Here is a 25,208-nt window from a genome sequence, read left to right on the forward strand (position 1 = left end):
TTGATTGCCTGGTTTTTCGGATCGTTGATAATTGCTCCAAGCTTTTCGATATCGTTTACCTCCATAACGAGCGCAATTGAATTCGGATCGTCTGCATCCTGAAATGTTTTGAACCCTGAAACGGTATCGCCAAACAAATCAACCCGATCCTGATGTCCTTTTATCCATGTGTTAAAATCGCCTACTCTGTGACGAAATACGAATGTTGCCATATGGTTACAATTTAATTTTTACGCCTACTCTATTCGGTTTTCGGCTCTTCCCGTTTAATAATTTTCACGCCTTAACGCCATCCCAGTCTGCTATTTTAAATGCCCCAATAATTCCTTTCCGGATTGGATCAATTGCATCATTAATCGATTGAACCCCGAAGTCGAGACCGGCAACTGTGCGCAACGGACGGCTTCCGGCAGGAGCATTGATTAATGATTCAAATATCTTGACCACGACCATGGGATCGGTTGGTGCATTTTCGTCGGCAAATGCAGCCATAACCTGGGTGCCAAAACCATCGAGAAAATCTCCGACAAGAGGATAAGCAGAAGCGATTTCAGCATTTCCTGCTTTAAATATTCCGGGGAGAAAATTGGTTGAGAAGGGCCCCGGTTGAACAATGGCCACATCAATTCCAAATGGAGCCAGTTCATAACGCATAGCTTCGCTTAAGCCTTCAACACCGAATTTGCTTGCATTGTAAATGCCAAATCCCGGCGCGGAAAATCGTCCCGCAATTGAACTGACCTGAATAATCAAACCTGATTTCCGGGCTCGCATCGCCGGAAGTACTGCTTTTACAAGCCGAACGTTTCCAACGATATTCAAATCGAGTTGTGCCAGGCACTCTGCTGAAGTGAAAGCTTCTATTGGGCCTCCAAATCCCCGGCCTGCATTGTTGATGAGCACATCAACCGTTGGTATCTTTGTCATGGCTGTTTCAACACTTTCATCGGAAGTAACATCCATTTCAACAACTTCAAGTTTTAGTCCTTTTGTTGTTGCCAGTTTTTTCAGTTCGGCGGCGGCTACCTGGTTTTTGTCGTTCATGTTTCGCATGGTTGCATAAACATGATGTCCTTTTTCGGCCAGGTATTTTGCGGCATCGAAACCAAATCCGGTACTGCAACCTGTGATTAGAATTTTTTTCATTTTCTATTTTTTTGTTGCCTACTCTGTTCGGTTTTCGGCTCTTCCCGTTTTAATGAATATTTACAACTGGCCAGGCAGCATTCGCTGTATAGAAGGGTCGATCATGATGAACTCAAATAAGAACAATACCGCTTTTGACTTGTTTTTCATCATCATGTCCACCATGAAATTTTACCGAACCTTAACAATATAATCTGCAAAGAAAAGTTGATTTTTGGCTGAAAATAGATTGACAGGATGCCATTTTCCAAAATCTGACTCTTGAAAGTAAAAAGACAATCAAACTACCTTCAACAGAAACACAAAGCAATTTAAGACACAAATATCTTAAATGCAAATAAATTACTGACTTTCAGAAACCTAAACTATATTTTACCGATTCATTCAACAATTACCACTTCTCTGACAACGAATTCAATAATCATTGAAAAATCAGCCATTTTAATCTTTATTAACCTTAAAAATCTGCATTTAAGACAAATATGTCCTAAATTAAATCTGATAGTTCAAATTGATTCAAACTTTAAAAATTAAAATTATGGGATTAGTCGTTGCGCCTGTTGTAAAAGGCAAGGAAGAAGAATGGAAAAGCTGGACAAAAAATCTGAAAGGGGAAATGAAAAAAGATTACGATGACTTAAATAAACGTCACGGGCTGACCCGCCATGGTGTTTGGGCAGTGGAAACGCCAAATGGTTAGTTGGCAGTTGTTTTACACGAAGGACCTGGAGCCAACTCGTTTATGCACAGCGTGGCGGTTTCTGATCATCCAACCGATATTTTGATGAAAGACAGTATTGAGAAATTTCACGGCATGGATATGAGTGCACCCCCTCCTGGTCCAATGCCTGAAAAACTGCTTTAGATCAGCATTTTCGATCGATTGTTGAACGAATCGTGCGCCACGATATCAGGTATCCAGTGCCTTAATTTTGTCTTTCAGCGCGATAAAATCCACTGGTTTGGTTAGAAAATCATCGGCGCCAAGTTGCATGGCATGACTGTAATTTTCTTGATCACCGTATGCCGTTATCATCATGACAACGGGCGGTGGTTTTTGATATTTTTTCTTGATGTTTTTTAATAATTCGAGTCCGCTCATGCCGGGCATGTTAATATCCGAAAGGATCAGAACGACTTCCTGCTTGCTGTTTTTCATGTAATCCAGCGCTTCTTCGCCCGAAAAGGCAAAATCGAAACTAAACTCGCCGTGTCTGATCTCCCTCCGAAAACGCTGTTCAAACAATGTTTTAATATCTTTTTCGTCGTCAACTACCAAAATTTTCATGCTATTGGTCTTTATTTATTTAACGGGTAACAAAATAGTAAACGTGGCGCCTTCGCCTTCGTTATTTTCAACTTTTAACTGGCCGTTGTGGGCTTTTGTCACGATTTCGTAACTCATGCTCAATCCCAGGCCGGTTCCCTTCCCGCTGGGCTTTGTCGTAAAGAATGGCTGAAATATTTTATCCAGAACTGCCTGAGGAATGCCATCTCCATTGTCGCTGACCTTTATTTCTACTTTTCTGCCCAATTTTTTTGTGCTTACGACTACGGTAGGCATGTACGGGGTTTTATTTTCCTCGTCATCGGTGGTCGGAATTTTTTCAATCCGCTTTTTCTTTTCGCTGACTGCATAAAAGGCGTTGGTCAGCAAATTCAACACAACCCGTCCAATTTCCTGTGGCACGACCTCTACTTTGTCGAGCGATTCGTCGAAATCCGTTTTTAAGGTTGCATTAAACGATTTGTCCTTTGCCCTTAAACCATGATAAGCCAAACGTAAATATTCATCGGCCAGCACATTGATATCGGTCGGCTCTTTAATACCGGTATTGCTGCGGCTGTGCTGAAGCATTCCTTTCACAATACTGTCGGCGCGCTTTCCGTGGTGGAGGATCTTTTCGAGGTTTTGTTTTATGTCCCCTGCTATCTCATTTGCGAATTGCATATTTCCTTTTTTCAGCTCCTCTTTCATTTCTTCGAGCAATTCAGCATTTACTTCGGAGAAATTATTCACGAAGTTGAGCGGGTTTTGAATTTCGTGGGCAATGCCGGCGGTAAGCTCCCCAAGCGATGCCATTTTTTCGGATTGAATGAGCTGATCCTGGGTGGCACGCAGCTCATTCAGGGCATGCTCCAGGTCCTCTTTTTGCTTCGTAAGTTCGGCGGTGCGTTCGGCCACCAATCCTTCCAGCTCAACCTTCCGGATGGCGATGGCCCTGTTAACTTCATCCTCGTGCTGCCTTTTTATCCGCTCTTTTTCCTCTGCTTTGCTTTGCCTGTAATGGCTGAACAGAATGGCCACCAACCAGATGACCGAAAGCATTTCAGCAATGTCGAAATAATTCTCCCACCGGTTATAAAAATTGCTTAAAATGAACTGGATTGAATCACTCAAAAATGAGACGAGGACATAGGGGATAAAAGCCATTAAAAACATGCGCAGAGAACGCATTTCTTTCTGTTGAAAAGCAAAAAGGACAAGGGAGATCAGTATGATATGCCAAATCCATCGGGTAGCGTTTGAAGCCGAAAGAATGATTTCGGCGACAAAAAGGAAAATGGCGAAATACCGGACATATCGGAATAACCGTTCCCACGTCGGGTGATTGTTGATTTTTGAAAACCTGAACAAACGCTGTGTCAGCAACAGGGTGAATATGAGTGGACCAAGCGAAAGATGCATAGCTTTAAAAGTTATTGGTTTTTAAGTGCTTCTTCCTTAGTTTCGAATATTCTGAATAAATTCGAAAAACCCGAAATCCGGAAAATATCCTGAATGGCAGGTTGCATATTACACAGGAACAGCTTTCCACCGACTGAAATTGCTTTTTTCTGGGCGACCAAAAATACACGTAAACCGGAACTGCTGATATAACTTATTCCACCGCATTCGAAAATCAGATTTTTTTCTCCACTTTCAAAAAGTTGGTTGACCTCTTTTTCCAAAACGGTAGAATGGATGGTATCAACCCTTCCGTTGATTTTCAGCACGATGAAATCTGCGTTTTTTTCCTTCTTTATTTTCATATGTTTTTATTTAGTGTCAAAATGTTCTCGTTCTTGTTTCGGTCATAGTGCATTTCATCCATGATCTGCGACATCAGAAAAATTCCAAGGCCACCCACCGGTCTTTCTTCCGCAGGCAGTGTCACATCGGGTTGCTTATGCGATAAAGGATCGAACGGAATCCCGTCGTCGGTGATTTTAATGGTGAGCCTGTTATCTTTAACCGAAATGGAAAGGTTGATTTCGTGCCTGGCATCATCAGCAAAAGCATAAAACATGATGTTGGAAAGCGCCTCCTCAATCACCAGGTTTATATTCATGGCCAATGCTTCCGACAACTCCCATTCGTGGGCCAGTTTATCAATTTCCCTGGCCAAAGAAGCGAGTTCCCCAACCTGATTTTCAATAACGAAATATTTTGTTTTCCTGTTTCCCATTTTAAAAGAAACTATTTATAAATCTTGTTTCAATAACAACTCACTTGTCACTTGCCTTTTCCTGCACAACTCCTTTGGGTCTTCGTTTTTTTACCTGAACGGAGAATTCCAACATTTTTCGCAACCAATTGTAATAAAGGGCAATATATAAAATTGAAATCATTAACCATATCATTCCCAGATTAAAAACAAAGGTGTCAACCGGATAGCCAAATAGGTTTTTGTGTGAAGCCAGGAAATGTGCCCTTCCGTTATTGAAGTCGGGCTCTTTGTAAATGGGGGCTACTTTCTGCATATAGCCGTGGGGCGTTTCCCGGTATATCTCGTTTGCTTCACTGTTGAGCACCAAGGTTTCAAGCGATTGATTATGGTATTTCATTTTCTGATTGTAGAGGAACTGCTTGCCATTTTCCTTTTCCAGCTGGCGAATCAGTTGATCTTTCTTCCCTTTTATTTCCTGATTGCGATTGCTGTGAAAGTCTTTCAGTTGGTTCAGGTGTGATTTTGCAAACCCGGCAATTTCGGAATTGAATTTTCCGGCTGTCAGGCTTTCCGTATGTTGAAACGGGGGCTGTACTTTTTCATCATCCAGCTCTTCAATTTCATTTTTGATGATGGTGAGTTTCCGCGAAGTTTCTTCCGCTGGGTTGTTCAATCTTATCCAGCCGTCCACAAGGTCAAGCTGGCCAATCAATTGGGTGGTCAGTATTTCGGAACGAAAGCGGGCTCGTGCCATTTGCTTTTCCATCTCGAAAAAGCGGGCCATGTACCTGTTTTCTTTAAACTGTTCAACGGCCAACGCTTCAAAAGCCCAACGCGAAGCCATGATTTCTCCGGCAATCGGAACGGCATCTTTAGCGGCCGTTTTGTCTTGTAAATCATCAAACTTTACGATAATGCCGCAAAGCAGAATCTGTGGGATCAGCAGTAGCGGAACCAGAATGTAGATGGCCACCACCGAATTGAATGCCGCAGAAATATTTAATCCTAAAAGGTTGGCAAAAACCGCCACAGAAAACAGAACGATCCAATAGGCCAGCGTCATCCCGTGGATTCCAAGGATGAGATTTCCGATTAAAACGAAACTGAACGACTGAAATGCCGAAAGGACTACGAGGAAAAGAATTTTGGAGTTTAGGTAACTGAAGCGGCTCAGGTTAAGAAACGATTCGCGCTGTACTATTTTGCGATCTTTAATAATCTCCTCGGCACTGACGCTCATTCCCATAAACAAAATCACGACAATAGCCATGAAAAGGTAGGAGATCATACTTTTATTTTCGAAAAAGATGTAATCGTTTCCCTCCGAGAAACGGGTGAACCAAGCCACGATCAGGGCAAGCACAGGGGCTTCGAGAAGGTTGATGATCAGGTATTGGCGGTCGGCGGTTTTGATTCTCAAATTCCGTTCGAAGAAGATCCGGAACTGTTTTGTCAATCCTGGTTTTCTTGAACCAGCGGGGGGCAAGCCGGCTTCCGGACGCGGCATCTTCGCTCGTAGTAACTTGGACTTTTTTCGGTATTCGTCGTACCAGTACTGCGGTGTAAAACGACGTTCAGGCAAAAAGTTCCCCGAATTGTCAATCTTTTTGGTTTCCACAATCTCCAGTACCTGCTCGGGATTTACATTTCCGCAAAGCAAACATTCGCAAACTTCGGCATTCACATGGTTCACCTCCCTCTTGAAATAGATGATGGCGTCGAGAGGATTACCTGTGTATATGGGGCGGCCTCCTGAATCGAGAATCCACAACTTGTCAAACAGTTTGAAAATAGCCGATGACGGCTGATGGATGTTTACGATGATTAATTTGCCTTTGCGGGCCTGCTGCTTTAAAAGCAACATCACTTTTTCCGAATCGGTGGACGACAAGCCCGATGTGGGTTCATCAACAAACAGGATGGCCGGTTCGCGAATCAATTCAAGCGCTACATTCAGCCTTTTTCTCTGGCCTCCGCTAATCACCTTTTTTAGCGGGCTGCCTACTTTTAAATCTTTAAAGGCATTCAGTTCGAGTTCATGCAATACCTTGTCGACCTTTTCACCAATAGCTGAAGGCGAAAGCTGATCGAAGCACAGGGTGGCATTGTAATAGAGGTTCTCCCAAACGGTAAGGTCTTCAAACAAAAGATCATCCTGCGGCACATAACCAATCAGCCCTTCGATAGCCTTTTTATGATCGTAAATATCGACCTGGTTGATTTTAACCCGTCCCTGCCGTACCGGTATATTCCCGTTCAGGATATTGAGCAGCGTTGATTTCCCCACGCCACTTCCACCCATAATGGCAATCAGTTGGCCCGACTTTTCGGCAAAGGAAAACCGGTGTAGCCCGTTGTTGCTGTTCTTGAATTTAAATTCAATTTCTTCGGCTGAAAAAACAAAGGAGGGGCTCAAATCCTCATCAATAAAACCAGACGAAATATCGGTGTAATAAACCGGCGCTATCCGGGGCCCACGAATAATGCTCCCTTCCTTGAAGGCATAAAAACGTCCCGGGATTACCGGGTTTCCTTCAATGGTGAGGTATTCGTTGCCGTGGAACACAAAAATGTGGTGTCCAATTGACCGACAACGCAAAAAAAGCAGTTCACCATCAATATTCTTTTCATAAATGTGCCGATACCTGTGTTTGCCGGGTTTTTCATTTCTATTGATCAACAAAAAATCGGAGGCATCAATCTCTTGGGTGGAAGGATAAAATATAAAGGCGAAAAATTTATTGACCTCTGCTTTACTGATTTCAAAAACATTGGCCAGGGTCTCAAAAAGCCCTTCAGCCTTCGCGATATTTCCGTTTTTAACCAGTTCGAGGAAACGCAGAAAAACCATGATCTGCTCTTCTTTCCGGAGCCAGCCCCTGATGTTGGTGCTGATGTTGCGAGCCTCCTGCACCATGTCAAGCGGGATAGCAGGACTTCCGTCAACCCCGTATAAATCAAGCAACTCTTCAAAAAGGTTCAGGTATTCCTTACTGTCAGCAATGCCAAAGTGCTCGTGCAGGTACAAGGAAAAATTCCGGATGGCCTCCTCTTTTTTCGATTCGCTTATGGCCGAGAACAATGCAAATAAATTGATCAGGGCATTTAGTGTAATCTCGTTCATAAGCAATATGTTAGAAATAGAAAAATCCGGGGTCCTGCGCAGGTCCCCGGATTTCAACAACTAGTTCAAAATATTCTTTCTGAAATCCTCCATCAAAGATCCGATTTCTGTCAGTTCTGTTTCGGTAATTTCCGTGTTTTCTTCAAAAATGGTGACAACGGGTTTAAACTGTTCGTAATATGGCTGTATGCTTTCATCTTCCGACATCAGTTCGAGCAGTGTAAAAACCAGGTTCACCCGCTCGGTTTGCGTGCTCATGATCTCCAGCAATTTCGCTTTGTTGTTTGCCAGCAAAGTGGTCTGGCTTAAAACATACAAAGCTTCCACATTGGATCCAATGACGGAAAGCGCATAAACCCCGGGTTGATTGCCGGCGGACATTTGCTGGTGAAAGTGGTTGAGGTTCTCTGATACCAGGTAATCAAGCGAATCTTTGTTGCCCGCATTTTCCCTGATTCTCTCCATATGATTTTTTGATGAAATAAGTTCATCTCTGAGTCCGAGTTGATCGATCAGTTGTTCGGAAACTCCGGTTATTTCAGCGGCCACATCACCCCGGTTATAAACACTGGCATAGAGCAAATCGAAAGAATAGAGGCCGAGTCCAAAACTTTGCTCCGATTTGGTCATCAGCTTTTCGGCCTGATCAGGGGTCACCGTTAAATCAAAAATATAGGAAGCACCCGCCTCATTCAGTAGCGTGGCAATCTCCTTTTCACTAGGCATCTTGTTAATGGTTTCAACAATTTGATCTTTGATTTTTACGGCATCAAAAACTTCAACTTCAACATATGCCTCTTGTCCGCCGGAGGTTGTCCCTTTCTTTTCTTTAGTTTTAGTCGATGAATTACATCCGGCAAGCAGAGCCAGAGCCAGACCAAACGCTAAAACTTGTGTGGTAAATAAATTTTTCATTTGCAATTGTTTTTTTTGATTCTTAATTCATGAATACATTTATTTTCTATTTTCTCCCCCAAGACACCAAAAGAGAATATGTTTAGTGTGCGCAATCATACCAAATATACGAATATTTCATTTAGTTACTTATTATCAAGTCTTTCTATAAACAAATGTAAGGAAAAGTTGTTTTCAAAATTAGAGTAAAAACACCGCTGGATCTGAAGCTGAAATAAAACTTTATTTTTTTATGATTCAATCTTTACAAACTGCAGTTAAAATACTGGTTGTTGATGATGAAACCGATATGGAGCCGATGATCCGGCAGAAATTTCGCCGCCATATTCGTGAAAATACGTTTGATTTTGAATTTGCTTCGAACGGGTTGGAAGCTCTGGAAAAGATTGTTGAATTCCCCGAAATTGGGATTGTGCTTTCCGATATTAATATGCCGGAAATGGATGGGTTGACGCTGCTTTCGAAGTTAAATGAATTGAAAAATCCCGGGTTGAAAACCGTGATGGTATCGGCATACGGCGATATCGACAATATACGAACTGCGATGAACCGCGGCGCTTTTGATTTTATTACGAAACCGGTAAACTTTGAGGACCTCGAAATAACGATCAAAAAAACGATTGAAGAAATTATTTCGATCCGGCGCTGGCTAACCGAGCACGATCAACTTGTTTCCATACAACACGACCTCAACATATCCCGTGACATTCAGCAGGCCATCCTACCAAAAGAATTTCCACCATTTCCTGAAGAACCAAATTTTGATATTTACGCTTCGATGGTGGCTGCCAACGAGGTTGGAGGCGATTTTTACGATTTCTTCCTCATCGATAAAGACCGGCTTGGATTTGTGATTGGCGACGTTTCGGGCAAAGGAATTTCAGCAGCTATTTTTATGGCTGTCAGTCGCACACTGGTTCGCGCCACCGGGCTTAAAGGCGATTCGGTTAGTGACTGTATGCGATATGTAAATAATCTTCTTTGCATTGAAAGTGTTTCATCGATGTTTGTTACCGTATTTTATGGAATTTTGAATACGCAAACCGGCGAGGTTGATTACGTAAATGCGGGGCACAATCCGCCCTATCTACTTTCGACAGAAGGGATTAGCAAGGTTGAGATGACCAATGGCCTCGCACTTGGGGTTATGGATGATTTTAACTTCGAATCGAAAAAATTACATCTGAAAAAAGGCGACCAGCTTTTGCTCTACACCGATGGCGTTGTAGAAGCTTTCAACCTGGAAGAAACAGCTTACGGAGAAGAAAAATTTGAGAATTTTCTGAATGAAAATCGCAACCATTCTGTTGAAACGATCATTAAAAGATCATTTGCCGATGTCAATGATTTTGTGGCTGGTGCGCCTCAGTCAGACGACATTACACTTTTAGGAATAACGTTTAAAGGGTAAATTGTCTGAGCCAGGATTCATAGGATTAAATGATTGGCATGATTCAATTTAGTGGGATTTGAACGACGAACTCTGTCCCGTCTCCTTCTATTGTTTCCACCTTTATTTCTCCTCCATGTGCCTTCACAATATCGTAACTTAAACTCAACCCTAATCCGGTTCCCTGTCCGGTTGGTTTAGTGGTGAAGAAAGGTTGGAAAATTTTGTCTTTGATGGAGGAAAGGATTCCGGGGCCATTATCGGTTATACGAATTTCAATTGTAGTATTCACTTTTTTTGTGGATACGATAACTTGTGGCTTGTAACTTGATGCTTGAGGCTTTGATTTCTCGGACACTGCATAAAACGCATTGTTAATCAAATTCAGCAAAACCCGCCCGATATCTTGGGGAACTACCTCAATTTTAGGGAGAAATTTATCAGCTTCCAATTTGAAATCTGAATTGAACGATTTGTCTTTTGCCCGGAAACCGTGGTAGCTCAGGCGTAAATATTCATCTGCAAGTGCGTTGATATCAGTGGGTTCTTTTTGGCCGCTGTTTCCACGGCTGTGCAACAACATGCCTTTTACAATGGCATCTGCGCGCTTGCCGTGGTGATTAATTTTTTCGAGGTTTTGTTTGATGTCTTTTACGATCTCATTTGCCAACTGTACCGAGACTTCGGTACCAACTGCCAACTCTTCCTTCATTTCTTCCAACAACTCATTGCTTAATTCCGAAAAATTATTTATAAAGTTCAGCGGATTCTGGATTTGGTGAGCAATGCCGGCAGTGAGCTGGCCGAGACTTGCCATTTTTTCGGATTGGATAAGTTGCGATTGTGTTGCTTTTAATTCTGCAAAGGCATATTCCACCTGATTTTTGGCCATTTCCAGTTGGTTAAAATCTTCGTAACGTAAGTAAGCGATTGAGAATGCCTGTGCCAGTGAATTTACAGGTTCAAGTTCATTATCGTTTAAAGGAGAACTATTGCCTATATAAAGCATACCCTGTTTAAACGGAACAAAATTCAGATACAATGATTGTGGCGCAGAAGCACCCTGAAATGATTCGGGGTTATCTACTTTTTCTTCCTTAATCAGGTTTTGCATAAAACTGACAAATTGAGTTTTATTCCAGCTCTCACGATAGGTTTCATTATTTTTCCAACTTCTAACCATTCCCGAAGCAATTCCCTCCTCATTAAATGACATTTTGAAAGTGCTAAGCGACCGTCCTTCAGTTGCGGAAAGATAGGTTTGAATCGATTCAGAGACTTCGTCCATAATAAATACACCGCAATGTATAAATGGAATTCCCAGAGCAATCAGTTCTTTCCAGATTAGTGGAGTTATTCGGTTTAAATCTTCTTTGGTACGCATGCTTGCAATTTCACCACGAACCCGATCAAGAGAAGCTTGTTTAATTTCTGCAATGCGTTTTAGCTCTCTTTCCTTCGATTTTTCAAGTTGCTTTTCAATTCGTACTTTTTCTGTTATGTCGTACTGGACAGCAATTAAACTCTCAACTCTTCCATCTTTGTTAAATACCTGAGAAATTGACCATTCCATGAAAAATTCAGTTCCATCTTTTCTATAATTAATGGTTTTTCCTTCCCAAACCTCACCTTTGCCCAGAATGTCTTCCAGATGTTTGAAAATACTCAGATCGGTCTTAGGGCCTTGCAAAATTCTTGGAGTTTTCCCAATCAGTTCCTCTCTGGCCCAACCTGTCATTTTCTCAAAAGCTTTGTTTGCATAAATAATGTAAGGACCCGGAGGTCCAAGTTCCGGAGTAGTAATCAATATACTTTGAGTCATTGATTCCAATATCATTGAATCACGATGAGAAGGCAGAGGGTTTTCCATTAATTGTTCAATATAATTGCCAAGACATATTATACAATTTTGTATAAATATACATATAATTCCAGTGCAACAATTGGCTTATTTACCGGCTTCAGAGTTTTCAGTGATCACATCCGGTAGTTGGACAATAAATTCGGTAAAGACTCCAGATTCAGAATTGATCTTAATACTACCTCCATGTGCCTTCATGATATCATAGCTCAAACTGAGCCCCAGTCCGGTTCCCTGCCCGGTTGGTTTGGTGGTGAAGAATGGCTGGAAGATTTTTTCCTTTATGTTTTCAGGTATTCCATTACCGTTGTCAGATACTTTAATCTCAAGTTTGTCGCGAGCTTTGGCGGTGCTTACTGAAACGGTTGGTTTATATCCTTCTTCTCCTTTTTTGCTCCGCTCATTCACGGCATAAAACGCATTATTTATCAAATTCAGCAACACCCTGCCAATATCCTGCGGAATCACATTGATTTTCGGTAGCGACTCAACGAAATCAGTCTTAAAATCTGCATTAAAAGACTTGTCTTTTGCCCGTAAACCGTGATAAGAAAGTCGCAAATATTCATCGGCCAGGGCGTTGATATCGGTGAGTTCTTTTTTGCCGTTGCTGATTCGGCTGTGTTGCAGCATGCCTTTCACAATGGCATCGGCGCGTTTGCCGTGGTGGTTTATTTTTTCGAGGTTTTGTTTGATGTCGGTTGAAATGGCTTTGGCTTCTTCCGTGTCGCCTTTATCCAGCTCTTCATTCATTTCATCAACCAGCTCACTGCTTATTTCCGCAAAGTTATTCACGAAGTTTAATGGGTTTTGAATTTCATGAGCAATGCCAGCGGTCAGTTCTCCCAAGGAAGCCATCTTTTCGGATTGAACCAATTGGCTCTGAGTGGCCTTTAACTTCGATATGGTTTTATTGAGCGCTTCGTTCTTGATTGCAATCACTTTGTTTTGCTCATCAAGTGCCAGCATATTCTTTGCAATTTCATTTCTGGCATTTTCTATGAGGCGCTTTTTTTGTTCCAATTCAGCGATGGTATTGTTTAATACATTGGTAATGGCGCTTTTGTCCATTATGGTGCGCCTGTACTTGAACTCTGCAATCTCCAGTTGCTTTTTTACCGGTTTAATTTCTGCTATTAAAAGCTGTCTGTCCTCCTCCGATATATCAAGGTTCATTATCAATTTAAGCAGTGCTTCCAAAGTATATTAGTTTTTCTCCTTTAAAATTACCATTGAACATGTTTCATTGTGAAAATCACAGAAACTATTTTTTGAGTATCCTATTTCTCCGTAAGTAAAAAACCCAATCAAAGGCTTATCCCAAATAGCGCGAATTTGTTCTGCTTCATTGCTGGTCATTGGCCCCAAAGCCAAATGCCTGGCTTTACACGAAAACATTAGTATTGCATCGGCTTCAGGAATAGTGGTTTTTAAACTTGAAATTTCATTGGTGGTATTTTCAACTAAATCAAAGCCAGGGGGTACAGAAAACTTCACTTTGGATCCCTGAGGTATGCCACCACCGAATATCAAAGACCTGTTTTCGTTATCGGCCATCATGGGTGACCTCAAAACGACATTACCGTTTTCCTTGGTCAATTGCAACGGGTACTGGGCAAAGTTCATTGCTACTACTTCCGAGCGGTTATCCAAATACCCCTTAAATTCAAAATATTTGATAAAAACATCAACAGCGGGTTCATCATCGATTGTATAAACTACGTTGCCCTCTGATTTTGTGATTGTTTTTTCTATGCCAATGCTGTCCCACCCACTGGTGGCAAGGCCCTGTACATTGATTTTATCACCATCAACAATCAATCCCATAATCGCATTTGAATATTCTCCTGCGGCGTTAAATACGTAAGTAGCTTTCATGGTCAAATCATCGCCTGCCAGTCCTCCATACAATGGCATTTGAGGGGCTTTATCAAATACCCCTTTGACTATTTGTTCGCCATCGATTGTTAGCCCGCTTGAAACAACAATGAGCGAAGGATTATTGAAAATCTTTTGGGCATGATCAGCCAGGTTCGCACAGGCTTCGTATGTGGATCCGTGCGTGGTGTCCTGAATTAATACCTCATAATGGGTCTTTTTTATGTCCAAAAGCATGACAACGGTCGATTGTTCGGTCACTTCAGCATCCAGAATCTCTCCGGCTGTAGTAGCACCAAAAACATCCACTTTTTTCTCATTGAGGAACTCGGCTAATTCACTCCTGTCTTGCACTATGGAACAGAACACAATGGCAAGAGTTGGCGAAAAACCATCGCTGGTAGCTTGAGAAAATTTTGATTTAATATCATCAATGTTTTCTCCAAACATATTTTTTGCTTTCATAATAATTTTCTTTTAAATAGTTCCTGATTCGTTTGACCCGGCTTTAACTGCCGCAGCAATAGCCGTTATATTTTTAGTAATAATTGACATTAGCTGAGGAATAAAAGAACCATTTACCGTTTTGCTAAGCCAGGGGTTCATAATGGTGGAAATTATAAAACTGATAGACGCATCATTATCGGTTACAACGCCCAGCCGTTGCCGCAGATTGTCAATCAGCAAATCACCGTCTGCCTCACGGCTAAAAGCAGATGAAGTGACCACAATTTCGGTATTCTGTGTATTATCCTCATAGGGTTTGTAACTGAATTTCCGGTAAATCTTATCATTTAATTCGTTTACTTTTAGCATATTATTATTTGGCGTACCATCGTCCATGTAGTAATTGTACAGGTAAGTTACAATGGTTTGGTCGCCGCCCAGTAATTTAAATAATTCAAAGGCCTCGGGGTCGGCAAGTAACTGCTCGTTGGTTTTGTTTACGATTCTGTCTCTGATAAATTCGTACTGCGTCTGTACCTCTGCAGGGCCAAGACCCTGCCGGATAGCGGGAATGGGTATCAGTGGTACCACAAAAAAAGGCAGATCGGCAATATTTAGACAAACCAATGCCGCATATAAACGCTTTGCGTTGAAATAACATTCGCTGGTAAGTTTACCATAGCCATCCATATTGGGTCTTATTACCTTATGACATAGGTACACTGCGGCGGCCGCGGCTCCGGGTTTTGATCCTTCCACGCCATACACGCCTACGGTGGGATCCACACCGCCATGATACACCACTGGCGCCGTGAAGGAAACAAGGTTTCGCATGGCGGAATTGCGGTAACATAACCCTCCGGCAGGGTATGGAACGTAGCCGGATTTATGGGGATCAACGGTTATGGAATCAGCATGACGTATCGCTTTATACTGTTGAATTACATAGTCACTCATTGGCAGTTTCGCCATACCAGCTTCATCAATGTGTTTAAATGAATGAGGGCTGCACTCATCACTGCTGTTCATCATTGTTATGAAATAGCCGCCCCAGGCAGCATCACAATGAATGGCAAACTCCAGGCCTTTTTCTCGGTATTCATCCCTTATCTTGAGGATATCGGCCAAGGGATCAACGGCGCTTTCTTCTGTTGTACCGATTATTGCCACCACATTCATAAGTGGAATTTTCTTTTCTAAACAAAGATCAAGGGATTTTCGCAGTTGGCTTAAATCCATTCTTGCATTTAAATCCACCGGGAGACTCCACATATTATCAGCGCCAATCCCTAAAATAGCAGCCCCTTTTGGCCATGAGTAATGCCTGGTCCCGGAACAAATGGATACCGGGGATTCAGAAATGGAGGGTAGGTATTTTTGTAAAATCTGATGATACCCGATTTTCTGTGCGGAGTATTTTGAAATGGCAGCATTGATCGTATCAATATCGATTCCATACTGTTTATTTATCCGGTTTGGAATATCCAGCACATCATCAATGGCCAGGTTAAGCGTCGTCCAGTCGTCAAGATTGGCAAGCGTTGCCATCGAACCATTGGCTAGTTTTACCTGGAAATCGTCTATATTTTGAAAAACTGCTTCCTTGTGAATTGCTGCACGTACGCTTACCGGATAAAATTTTAGATTCCTGGCCATCCATAATCCTTCCAGGTTGGCCACCGAGCCATCGCAGGTAATATGTCCCCAACCTGTAATAAGGTTGCCCGGCAAAGGGACTTCTGCCGTATTCTGACCAATCGGTTGTACGGAATAACCCAGCATCTTGCACAAATCGTTGCCCACATACATTTCCATCAGTGTGGTTACCGGTGAAGCTTCGGCCGCTACATTATTCTGATTGTATAGCAGGGCTGCAAAATAGCCGAGAATGCCCGGTAAAGCGGTGTCCCACAACATGTGTCCAATACTGCGCATGCTGAAAAATGTGCCCGATTCCTGCAATTGTGAGACGAGTTTATCGTATTCATCCATCATCATTTGCATCGTACTCTCAAATTCCGGAGAGCTTTGTATGGCGGCATCGACATAATCCGGATCATCAGGATAATAATTTTTCCTGAATTCGACATTGCCCTTCAGGGCGCGGTCAAGCATTTCGTGCAGATATTTGGCGTTGCCGCCATGGGTTCCTAAAAACAAAGCTTCAAGAGTTTCAGCACCGGAGCCGGCCAACCCAATTTGTTTTTCTTTGGGTAAATTTCGATGCGCATGCAATAAATTCCTGGCGAATTGCTCTGCGTGATGTTTCGATATTTCATGCATAGTAAAGTGTATTTAGGATATTTATTCAGTCATCTGCAAATTTGAATTAAAGCAATCTCTGAATATCTTCCATACACCATCTTCCTGCTTCCAGAGCTGTATTGATTTTCCACTATCCATATTCCTGCCATCCTGTTGGCTGAGCTCATATTCTGTTTGAACGCCCACTATGCCAGCACTTCCATAAATGCTTGTGGAAATAACCTTGTATTTCGTAAAACCCTGGCTTATATAGTCCGCAAGTGTTGTTTGAATCTTGTTTCTTCCTTTTACCGACTCCTGGCTTGGAGCCATAAATTCTGCATCTTCCGTGTAACAATTGGCAACACCTGCAGCATCAGCATTGGCCATGGCTTGTTCAAAAATCCGGGTTCTTGCTTCGATAGCCTCCCGTGTCGAATTAATTCCATAATCATTTTTTGTGTTCATAGTATAGGGATTTTAATGATAAATTCTGTGCCTTCTCCTTTTTTTGATTCTACTTTCAACTCCCCACCGTGCGTTTTCACAATATCGTAACTCAAACTCAATCCCAATCCAGTTCCCTGCCCGGTGGGTTTGGTCGTAAAGAAAGGCTGAAAGATTTTGTCTTTTATTTCAGCAGGAATGCCTTCTCCATTATCTTTTACACGGATTTCGACATGGTCGGCAATGTTTTTTGTAGAAACGATAACCGTAGGATTGTAATCAGGTGGTGTTTGTGGTAGAGACAAGGCATGCCTTGTCTCTACGGGTGTCGTTTTTTCATCGGTTCCGGTTTTTCCATTACCGACCGCATAAAACGCATTATTAATCAAATTCAGCAAAACCCTGCCAATATCCTGTGGAACAACACTGATTTTTGGTAGCGACTCATCGAAATCAGTTTTGAAATCGGCATGAAACGATTTGTCTTTTGCCCTAAGTCCGTGATAACTCAGCCGCAAATATTCATCTGCCAGGGCGTTAATGTCGGTGAGTTCTTTTTGTCCATTGCTGGTGCGCGAGTGTTGCAACATGCCTTTTACGATCGCATCGGCACGTTTGCCATGACGGTTTATTTTTTCTTCATTCTCCTTAATATCGTTAGCAATTTCTTCAGCTAACTGCCTGTTGCCAATTGCCAACTCTTCTTTAAGTTCTTCGATCAATTCTTTATTTAAGTCTGAAAAGTTATTGACGAAATTGAGCGGGTTTTGAATCTCGTGGGCTATTCCGGCAGTGAGCTCTCCAAGACTGGCCATTTTTTCGGATTGGATGAGCTGGGCCTGGGTTGTTTTTAATTTGGTGTACGCTTTTTCAATTTCACGGGCATGCAGAAGTTCACGCTCACGCGATTTTTCCCGTTCCATTCGGATGGTTCTTTCTTTCTGGTATTTATGAACCTGCCAGATGCTAAAAATCAAGAGCAGCAAATAAAATCCATAAGCCCACCAAGTTCTCCACCAAGGCGGCAGGACGGTGATTCCCATACTGGCACCCTCCATATTCCACACCCCAAAACTGTTGGCTCCCCGCACCCGGAAAGTATATTCGCCCGGCGGAACATTCGTATACGGAGAAGTTTCGCCATCGCGCACATCCTTTCGCCACTCTTTGTCGTAGCCCTCAAGCATAAATTGCAATTGAATGGATGATGCATCATAAAAATCGAAACAGGCAAGCGAAAAAGCAAATAAATTCTGATCGTGTGCCAATCGGATTGCTGTCGTTTGCCAGATCGGCTTCTCCAACAAGTCAAAAACTGCAGTTGGATTCTGATCGCCTAACAGATGAAAACCAGTAATACGGATATCCGGCAGCCGGGTATTTTTATGTTGTAATATCTGAATTGGGTAAAAGGCATGGAACCCTCCTTTCCGGCTGAAAAATAATTCCCCGTCGTAAGCAACATAGCCGCTGTTGTAATGGTCATAGGCATTTCGGATACCACTATTGGCGTTATAAACCGACATGGTTTCAATTTCAGGATCAAACTCAATAATCGAATTTTGGTCGCTTAACCATAGTTTCCCATCAACGGACTTCACCAGAGACAATAGGTAATTTGAAGGCAAAAGACTGTTGTTTGGAGTAAATGATTTGAATATCCCGGTGGCTGGATTTAGCTTTTGAAGTCCATTTAACCAATCAGCAAACCAAATGTTCCCGTCATTATCTTCAGTGATATAGGAGAGCATGCCAAGCTGCTTACCTGCCTTAAAAAAATGTTCTATTCTGTTCGTTTTCGGATTAATCCGGTCTAAAAACAATGGATTAACTATGTCGCCAAACGGAGATCCTCCTCCCACCCAAATATGCCCTTTTTCATCTTCATAAATAGATCCAACCAAATTTCCACCAAGGCTGTTTGGATCGTTTGGATCGTGGGCATAGTTTACAATGTCATTTGTTGCCGGGTCGTAGCGAAAAAGGCCTTGCTCCCAACTCCCAAACCAGAAATGGCCGGAGCGATCATGTAAAACCTCCATAAAAAAATCTTGCGATATGTCATCCGTAATTCCGGGTAGTTGAAAAAACTGGAACCCACCAGTTTCGGGATTTCCACGAAATTGCCCTCTGTCTGTACCAACCCAAAGGTACCCTTCCCTGTCTTCCATCAATCCATGGATCATTGTAACCGGTCCTTGAGAATCACCAATTTCAAAAACTGTTCTAGACCCTGTCCGGCGATCAATCCGTTCGAGATAGGCAGGATTAGCATGTCCTATCCATATATTACCCGATCTATCTTTTAAAATCCCATGAGAACCTGATCTTGATTCATCCTCATTCCTTGGAATGTTGAAAAAGGGAAACAGGTCGTCATACAGCTTGACTTTAAGAACTGTCTGACCATCGCCTCCGGATGTCACCCATAGGGTGCCGTCCTTTGTCTGGTAGGTCTGCCACAGGAAGTCGGTATTAAGGTCGCTTGCATTATTTCCCCTTTTAAAGTGCCGGGTGATTCCGGAAGCCGGATCAAACACTTTAAGTCCACCTGGGAAAGCGGTTATCCAGATTCTGCCTTCGTCATCTTCGAAAATTGAAGAAATATGGGTAGACGAATCAGAAGCAACCGGAACTGGTCCAGCCTGCCAGGGGCCCGATAACTTTTCAGGGTTTTTAGGATCGCTGGTCAGCCTCTTGAAAGTTCCCTTTTCCCTGTCCATTAAATGCAGGCCATCACCCACTGTACCGATCCAGAAATTGCCTTGGCTGTCTTCCAGAATCGACCTGACTTTGTTGCTGATAAGGGTGGTGGAATCTCCTGGGTTATGCAGGTATCGCGTAAATGTTTCGCTTTCGGGATGATACCTGTTTAATCCGCCTTCGCTTGAATTTGTTTCCCATGGAAAACCAGCTCCAACCCACAGCGTACCCGTTTTATCTACATAAAGCGCTCTGACCCTATTGTACGAAAGTGAGTTTGGATCATCGGAATCATGCTGAAAATGCTTAAACGTTCCGGTTTCCGGGTCGTACCGGTCAAGCCCAAGCTCGCCTCCAATCCAGATAAAACCCTGATGGTCTTCTGCAACACAGCTTAATACATTACCACTCAAGGATTCGGGATTGTCAGGATCATGCTGGTATCTGGTAAAAATCCCCCGTTCGGGCTCGAAAGTAGTCAGCGCTCCCTGCTGCCAGTGTGTCATCCAAAGCGTGCCATTGGAATCAAGAAACACTGATTCAATATAATCGTTTGACAACGAATTCGGGTTATTGACATCGTAGCGGTAAATCACAAACTTTTGCCCATCGTAACGGATCAGGCCTCCCTGCGTGGCAAACCAGAGGAAACCTGTTTTATCCTGTACCATTCCCTGTACACTGTTCCCATAAGTATCCCCGGGCAGTCTAAAAACTTCAAATCTGGGATTAAAATTCCGCACATCTGCTGCACTCCTTTGCTGTGCGAAGAGTTGTATGCAAAATAAAAGTGTAAAAATCCCAAACAGTATTTTCATAATTGGCCGTTTTTCAGTGGTAATCGAATAATAAACTGTGTGCCCGTTCGTTGGTTACTGCTTTCATTTCCCCGCCACGCGCTTTTACGACATCGATAATTCAACTCAAACCCAACCCTTTTCACTGGCAAGACTCCAATCCGTTTCGATAAACTGGTCGTCTTTCTTTTGATAAACTCACCTCCAACAACCAGAACTATCAGGGAAAACAAGCAACGGAACGATGCAAAATATTTTGGGTTTCATTGTTAATAATTGATTGAAATTCTTTAGCAATACCTGAATACAATTTAAAACATTTGTGAATAAAATACCAATTTATCCGAATATATTATTCAGATTGAAAGTTTTGTAAGTCAATAATTTATATAATCTTGCGTTTTGTTGTGATCCGATGAGAAAACAGTGCTTACAGGGCACAAAAATTACAAGCGAAATGGCTGATAAAATGCTATTACCTTTAAAAAGATGAGCAGACCTGCACTTACAAAAAAAATCCTAAAAGATTAAAAAATCAATCCGCATTTTCTTCAATTCGTGTATCCACAGGTTGCCTAACCCAGGGGTTGAGACTTTTTTTGAAGGACGGCCCAGGTTAAGTATTGATGATCGCTGGGGTACCTGCGCGTACTTATGGGACGCCCAGCAGACTTTAGGACATAAAAAAGGCAAGCCTCTCGGCCTGCCTTTCCCTATTTGGTAGCGATTTATTTTTATAACCAACGTAAATAATTGAAATCCTGCCGGTGTGGAAGGAGTGCATTCTTCGGAAACATGCGGATCGCATAGTTGTAAGCTCCCGGATGCGTTAAATGAAGGTCGAGCTTGTAAGTAGTCAGCCCGTCTTCAGTCTTGAGCATATTAAACTCCTTGCATTCGACCAACTCCGGATCATCACCTCCTCCGTTTTCCGTCATCACAATTTCAACTCCAATTTCATCAGGCGACAGCCCTTTCAAGTCCAGAACCACCTGCGCCGGATAGTCCTCTCCAATCCGGATGGCATTAGTAATTCCATCAGCAATTTCAAGTTCCCTGACTTCAATGTCGTCCCATTTTTCGGCGATCTTGCTCTTCCAACTGACCATTTCCCGGGCTAATTTAAAGTCATCGGCTTTCAACAGTTTTCCGCGTTCAGCCTGCGGCACGTAAAAGCGTTCCTGATAGTCACGAATCATCCGGCTTGTTGTGAAGTTAGGGGCCACCTGCGCTTGCGTTTTCTTAATGTATCCCACCCATTCTTCCGGAACATCGTTGCTATTCCGGTTGTAAAAGGCCGGTACAATCTCATCTTCAAACAAGTTGTAAATGGTTTGCGCGTCCAGTTCATCCTGAAAATCCTGAACATCGTAAGAACGCTCCAGTGGTAAAGCCCAGCCGGCGCCTTCCTTGTAACCTTCCACCCACCAACCGTCCAATACGGAGAAGTGAAGGGTACCGTTCATCACGCCTTTCTCGCCGCTGGTTCCTGAGGCTTCCAATGGGCGGGTGGGTGTATTTAACCAGATATCAACTCCCTGAAGCAGTTGCTTGGCCAGGTTCATGTCGTAATTTTGAAGAAACAGGATTTTACCTAAGAACTCCGGTCGCTTTGAAATTTCCACAATATATTTAATCAAATCCTGCCCCGCTTTGTCGGCCGGATGGGCTTTCCCCGCAAAAATAAACTGCACGGGCCGATCGGGGTTGTTAACAATCTCGGCCAGTCGGTCAAGGTTTCGAAAAAGCAGGTGTGCTCTCTTGTAAGTCGCAAAGCGTCGTGCAAAACCAATGGTCAGTGCTTTGGGGTTTAATGAGCTGAGCACCTCGGTGATCAATTTTGGGTTTTCGTTGCGTTTCACCCAGTTATCAGTAAAACGTCCCTTGATGTAATCAATTAGTTTGGAGCGAAGATTCTGCTTCAGGTCCCAAATTTCCTGGTCAGGTACCTTATAAATCTTATCCCACAAATCGAAATCCAACTGATTATTCGTAAAATCTTTTCCAAAGTATTTTAGGTGAATGGCTTTCCACTCTTTTGCAGTCCAGGTAGAATAATGTACTCCGTTTGTGACATAGCCAATATTTAATTCTTCAGATAAATAACCTTGAAACAACGGTCTTAAGATGTCTTTCGACACATCGCCATGTAACATACTAACCCCATTGATTCCCTGTGACAGGTTGGCCGCCAAAAAGCTCATATTGAAATGATCTTCGTATGGTGCCACTTTTCCAAGCATCACAAATTCATCCCAGTTCAGGTTGATCTTGCCCGGATAATCTTTCATGTACATGGCAAACAGATCCTGATGGAAGGAATCGTGGCCGGCTGGCACCGGTGTGTGGGTTGTAAACAAGGTCGATGCCCTTACCACTTCTTTGGCCTCGGCATAGGTGAGCTTGTCTTCAACGACCAGGTTGTGGATTCGCTCCAAACCAATCATGGCTGCGTGTCCCTCATTGCAGTGATAAATATCGGCATCGGTGTGTCCCAGCTTTTTCAAAGCGCGAATTCCGCCAAGGCCCAGTAACATTTCCTGTTTCAGCCGGTTTTCATTATCGCCTCCATACAGGTGATGCGTCACAAAACGATCGTTTTCGTTGTTGGCATCAAAGTCAGCATCGAGCAAATAAAGGCTTACCGAACCAATTTTTACCTCCCAAACCTGGGCATGAATGACGCGCCCTGGATACTCCACTTCAACGTGTACCCAATTGCCATCTTTGTCGAATGCCGGCTGAACCGGAATTTTTGAAAATTGCTGGGCTTCGTAATTGGCCATCTGGTCGCCTTGCAAGGAAATAACCTGCTTGAAATAACCGTAACGGTACAGTAATCCCACGGCTACCAAGTTAGCCTTGGAATCACTAGCCTCCTTCAGGTAGTCTCCAGCCAGTATTCCCAGACCTCCTGAGAAAATCTTCAGGCTGTCGTGCAGTCCGTATTCCATACTGAAATAAGCAATTTTGGGGCCCACCTTCTGCTCCCGCTCCTTCTGGTAGTTTTGGAAGCGTTCGTAAATTTCATCCATTTCGAGGATGAACGCTTCGTTGTGTTCCAGCTGTTTAAATCGCTGATAGCTTACTTGCTCCAGCAAAACAATGGGATTATGGGCCGATTCTTCCCATATTTCTTCATCTATTTTCGCAAATAACTCACGTGTTTCCGTATTCCAAACCCACCACAGGTTTTTGCTCAACTCTTTCAGAGGAGCTAGTTTTTCAGGAATGTTTGATTCAACAAACAATTTTTTCCAATTTGGCATATCCACAACAGGTCCTTTTATAAATCTTACACCTTCTGTATTCATCTCCGTCAAAATAAATTATATTACTATGAAAATCAGTTCACTCCCAGCATTAAATATGCTGAACTAAAAAGAGATGTAAAAGTATAAAAACTTTCATTCAAAGATTTTTACGCCTCTTCAAGATGTTCAAGATTCTGGTTAAACTTACTTTTTACTTTTTGCTCCAGTTGAAGCGGTCTTACGTTTGGTTGCAGTTTTACTCGTTTTTTTCCGGGCATGAAGATGGGCTATTTCCAACTCGTATTTTTTTAGTTTCTCGTCCTTTTCAAGCAAAGCTTTATTCAAAACAGCCAACTTAACTTCCAATTCACTTTCTGGAACAAACGTATTCAATCTTAGTTTAAAATCGCTGAAAACATTCATGTAATTAATAAATGCTTCGTAGGGACTTTCGTATGGATTGAAGTAGTTGTGTACTTCTCCGTCAGAGAAAAACTTTGTACTCATATAATAAAAATGATCGCTCACCTGAAGGTAGCTCCAGTCTTTATTTAAGGCTTCATCGCTTATTTTTGCCATTCGGTCTTTCAGTTCATACACTTTATTGAAAGCTTCCTGTTGCATTTCATTTCCCAGCCAGGCTGTCAAATCACGTTCTTCATCGGCCCATGAAATGGTATTGGGCACGTTTACTGCCGATACAGGCTGAAAGTCGTCGGCAATTTCGGAAGGCGTAGCAAACCGGAAAGCCGACTGGTTAAAGACCGTATCAGGCAAATGCTCCATAAACCGGAAGATCCCGGATTCTTCGGACTGGTGCTCGCCAAAGGTTTCGTAGTCCATGAAAAGATTAATGATCTCATCTTTCTTATCTGCACTGATCCAACGGACAAACTTTTCGGTGGTCAGCGGATATTCGCTCCAGGCTTGATTAGAGAACCGGAAGGCAATGTCGTCACTCAGTTTGAAGTTGCGCATCAAAACCTTTAGCCGGGGATTTATGGCATTACAATATAAAAAGTTAGGCGATTTCCAGCCCAAAACATGTTTGGCTCCTTCGGTTAAAACAGCTTTAAACCCCATGTCGGCAACTGCCGCTCCTATTTCGTCCGAGTAGACCATCTCAGTATTTCGAAACACGGTGGGCCGCTGTCCGAAATAGTGTTTCATAGCATCACTGTGTTTATCAACCTGCTCTTTGAACAGTTCTTTGCTTTTTAAAGCCACTAGCGAGTGGGAATAAGTTTCGGCCAAAAATTCAACCTGTCCTGTTTTTGCCAGTTCCTGAAATGATTCCAACACTTCAGGAGCATACAGCTCAAACTGCTCCAGAGCTGTTCCGGTAATGGAAAAGGCGACTTTGAATTTCCCCTTATGCTTCTTAATTAACTCAAGCATCAGTTTATTCGCCGGCAAATAACAATGCTCAGCAACTTTTCTCAGAATAGTCTCATTCGCGTAGTCATCGTAATAATAGTGATCGTTGCCAATATCGAAAAAACGGTAACGACGGTAACGAAAAGGCTGATGAACTTGAAAGTATAAACAGATGGCTTTCATATCTCTTGTTT

The 25,208-nt window shown here is 42.6% G+C and carries 19 protein-coding genes; 3 read left to right on the forward strand and 16 right to left on the reverse strand.

Annotated elements, in window-relative coordinates:
- Positions 1-212: hypothetical protein (locus AAC033_RS04830; protein WP_339735974.1), on the reverse strand; the 212-nt coding region annotated here is incomplete at its 3' end.
- Positions 213-276: 64 nt separating this feature from the next.
- The gene (locus tag AAC033_RS04835) at positions 277-1,146 is read right to left on the reverse strand and encodes an SDR family oxidoreductase (RefSeq protein ID WP_339735976.1); all 870 of its coding nucleotides are present in this window, start codon (positions 1,144-1,146) and stop codon (positions 277-279) included.
- Between the two features lie 538 nt (positions 1,147-1,684).
- On the opposite strand from AAC033_RS04835, the gene AAC033_RS04840 reads away from it, so the two are divergent.
- Together AAC033_RS04840 and AAC033_RS04845 are read left to right on the forward strand one after the other, a co-directional pair.
- Positions 1,685-1,846, forward strand: a complete 162-nt coding sequence (locus tag AAC033_RS04840) for a hypothetical protein (RefSeq protein ID WP_339735978.1) — start codon at positions 1,685-1,687, stop codon at positions 1,844-1,846.
- Complete coding sequence (locus AAC033_RS04845) at positions 1,847-2,011, forward strand: hypothetical protein (RefSeq protein WP_339735980.1); 165 nt, start codon at positions 1,847-1,849, stop codon at positions 2,009-2,011.
- Positions 2,012-2,056: 45 nt separating this feature from the next.
- Here AAC033_RS04845 and AAC033_RS04850 read toward each other — a convergent pair whose 3' ends face one another.
- Genes AAC033_RS04850 through AAC033_RS04875 form a run of 6 tightly spaced genes read right to left on the reverse strand, consistent with a single transcriptional unit; the run spans position 2,057 to position 8,616 of the window.
- A complete protein-coding gene (locus tag AAC033_RS04850) occupies positions 2,057-2,434 on the reverse strand; it encodes a response regulator (RefSeq protein ID WP_339735982.1) in 378 nt (125 codons plus the stop codon).
- A gap of 15 nt (positions 2,435-2,449) precedes the next feature.
- Positions 2,450-3,835, reverse strand: coding sequence for an ATP-binding protein (locus AAC033_RS04855; RefSeq protein WP_339735984.1), 1,386 nt, complete (start codon positions 3,833-3,835; stop codon positions 2,450-2,452).
- Positions 3,836-3,846: 11 nt separating this feature from the next.
- The gene (locus AAC033_RS04860) at positions 3,847-4,179 is read right to left on the reverse strand and encodes an STAS domain-containing protein (protein ID WP_339735986.1); all 333 of its coding nucleotides are present in this window, start codon (positions 4,177-4,179) and stop codon (positions 3,847-3,849) included.
- Positions 4,176-4,595 (reverse strand): ATP-binding protein, encoded by a 420-nt coding sequence (locus AAC033_RS04865; RefSeq protein WP_339735988.1) that lies wholly within the window; start codon positions 4,593-4,595, stop codon positions 4,176-4,178. Before AAC033_RS04865 ends, AAC033_RS04860 begins: the two co-directional genes overlap by 4 nt.
- 40 nt (positions 4,596-4,635) lie before the next feature.
- Positions 4,636-7,701, reverse strand: a complete 3,066-nt coding sequence (locus AAC033_RS04870) for an ATP-binding cassette domain-containing protein (protein WP_339735990.1) — start codon at positions 7,699-7,701, stop codon at positions 4,636-4,638.
- A 60-nt stretch (positions 7,702-7,761) separates the two neighbouring features.
- Positions 7,762-8,616 (reverse strand): hypothetical protein, encoded by an 855-nt coding sequence (locus AAC033_RS04875; RefSeq protein WP_339735992.1) that lies wholly within the window; start codon positions 8,614-8,616, stop codon positions 7,762-7,764.
- A gap of 232 nt (positions 8,617-8,848) precedes the next feature.
- On the opposite strand from AAC033_RS04875, the gene AAC033_RS04880 reads away from it, so the two are divergent.
- The gene (locus AAC033_RS04880; protein ID WP_339735994.1) at positions 8,849-10,027 is read left to right on the forward strand and encodes a SpoIIE family protein phosphatase; all 1,179 of its coding nucleotides are present in this window, start codon (positions 8,849-8,851) and stop codon (positions 10,025-10,027) included.
- 43 nt (positions 10,028-10,070) lie between these two features.
- Here the strand turns inward: AAC033_RS04880 and AAC033_RS04885 are convergent, their stop codons facing one another.
- The 8 genes from AAC033_RS04885 to AAC033_RS04920 all read right to left on the reverse strand — a co-directional run bounded on the left by AAC033_RS04885 (position 10,071) and on the right by AAC033_RS04920 (position 25,197).
- Positions 10,071-11,828: an ATP-binding protein gene (locus tag AAC033_RS04885; protein WP_339735996.1), complete on the reverse strand. Its 1,758-nt coding sequence runs from the start codon at positions 11,826-11,828 to the stop codon at positions 10,071-10,073.
- Positions 11,829-11,954: 126 nt separating this feature from the next.
- Complete coding sequence (locus tag AAC033_RS04890) at positions 11,955-13,043, reverse strand: ATP-binding protein (RefSeq protein WP_339735998.1); 1,089 nt, start codon at positions 13,041-13,043, stop codon at positions 11,955-11,957.
- 30 nt (positions 13,044-13,073) lie between these two features.
- Complete coding sequence (locus AAC033_RS04895; RefSeq protein WP_339736000.1) at positions 13,074-14,210, reverse strand: FIST N-terminal domain-containing protein; 1,137 nt, start codon at positions 14,208-14,210, stop codon at positions 13,074-13,076.
- Between the two features lie 12 nt (positions 14,211-14,222).
- Positions 14,223-16,475, reverse strand: a complete 2,253-nt coding sequence (locus AAC033_RS04900) for a pyridoxal-dependent decarboxylase (protein WP_339736002.1) — start codon at positions 16,473-16,475, stop codon at positions 14,223-14,225.
- 21 nt (positions 16,476-16,496) lie between these two features.
- On the reverse strand, positions 16,497-16,904 hold the full coding sequence (locus AAC033_RS04905) for a nuclear transport factor 2 family protein (protein WP_339736004.1): 408 nt from the start codon (positions 16,902-16,904) through the stop codon (positions 16,497-16,499).
- Positions 16,901-20,404 (reverse strand): two-component regulator propeller domain-containing protein, encoded by a 3,504-nt coding sequence (locus tag AAC033_RS04910; RefSeq protein WP_339736006.1) that lies wholly within the window; start codon positions 20,402-20,404, stop codon positions 16,901-16,903. The genes AAC033_RS04905 and AAC033_RS04910 overlap by 4 nt, the downstream gene beginning before the upstream one ends.
- A 713-nt stretch (positions 20,405-21,117) precedes the next feature.
- Positions 21,118-23,652, reverse strand: coding sequence for an alpha-glucan family phosphorylase (gene glgP, locus AAC033_RS04915; protein WP_339736007.1), 2,535 nt, complete (start codon positions 23,650-23,652; stop codon positions 21,118-21,120).
- A gap of 189 nt (positions 23,653-23,841) precedes the next feature.
- Entirely contained in the window at positions 23,842-25,197 is a 1,356-nt protein-coding gene (locus AAC033_RS04920; RefSeq protein WP_339736009.1) for a glycoside hydrolase family 57 protein, read from the reverse strand.
- Between the last annotated feature and the right edge of the window lie 11 nt (positions 25,198-25,208).

The organism is uncultured Sunxiuqinia sp., assembly GCF_963974515.1.
Lineage (GTDB): Bacteria > Bacteroidota > Bacteroidia > Bacteroidales > Prolixibacteraceae > Sunxiuqinia.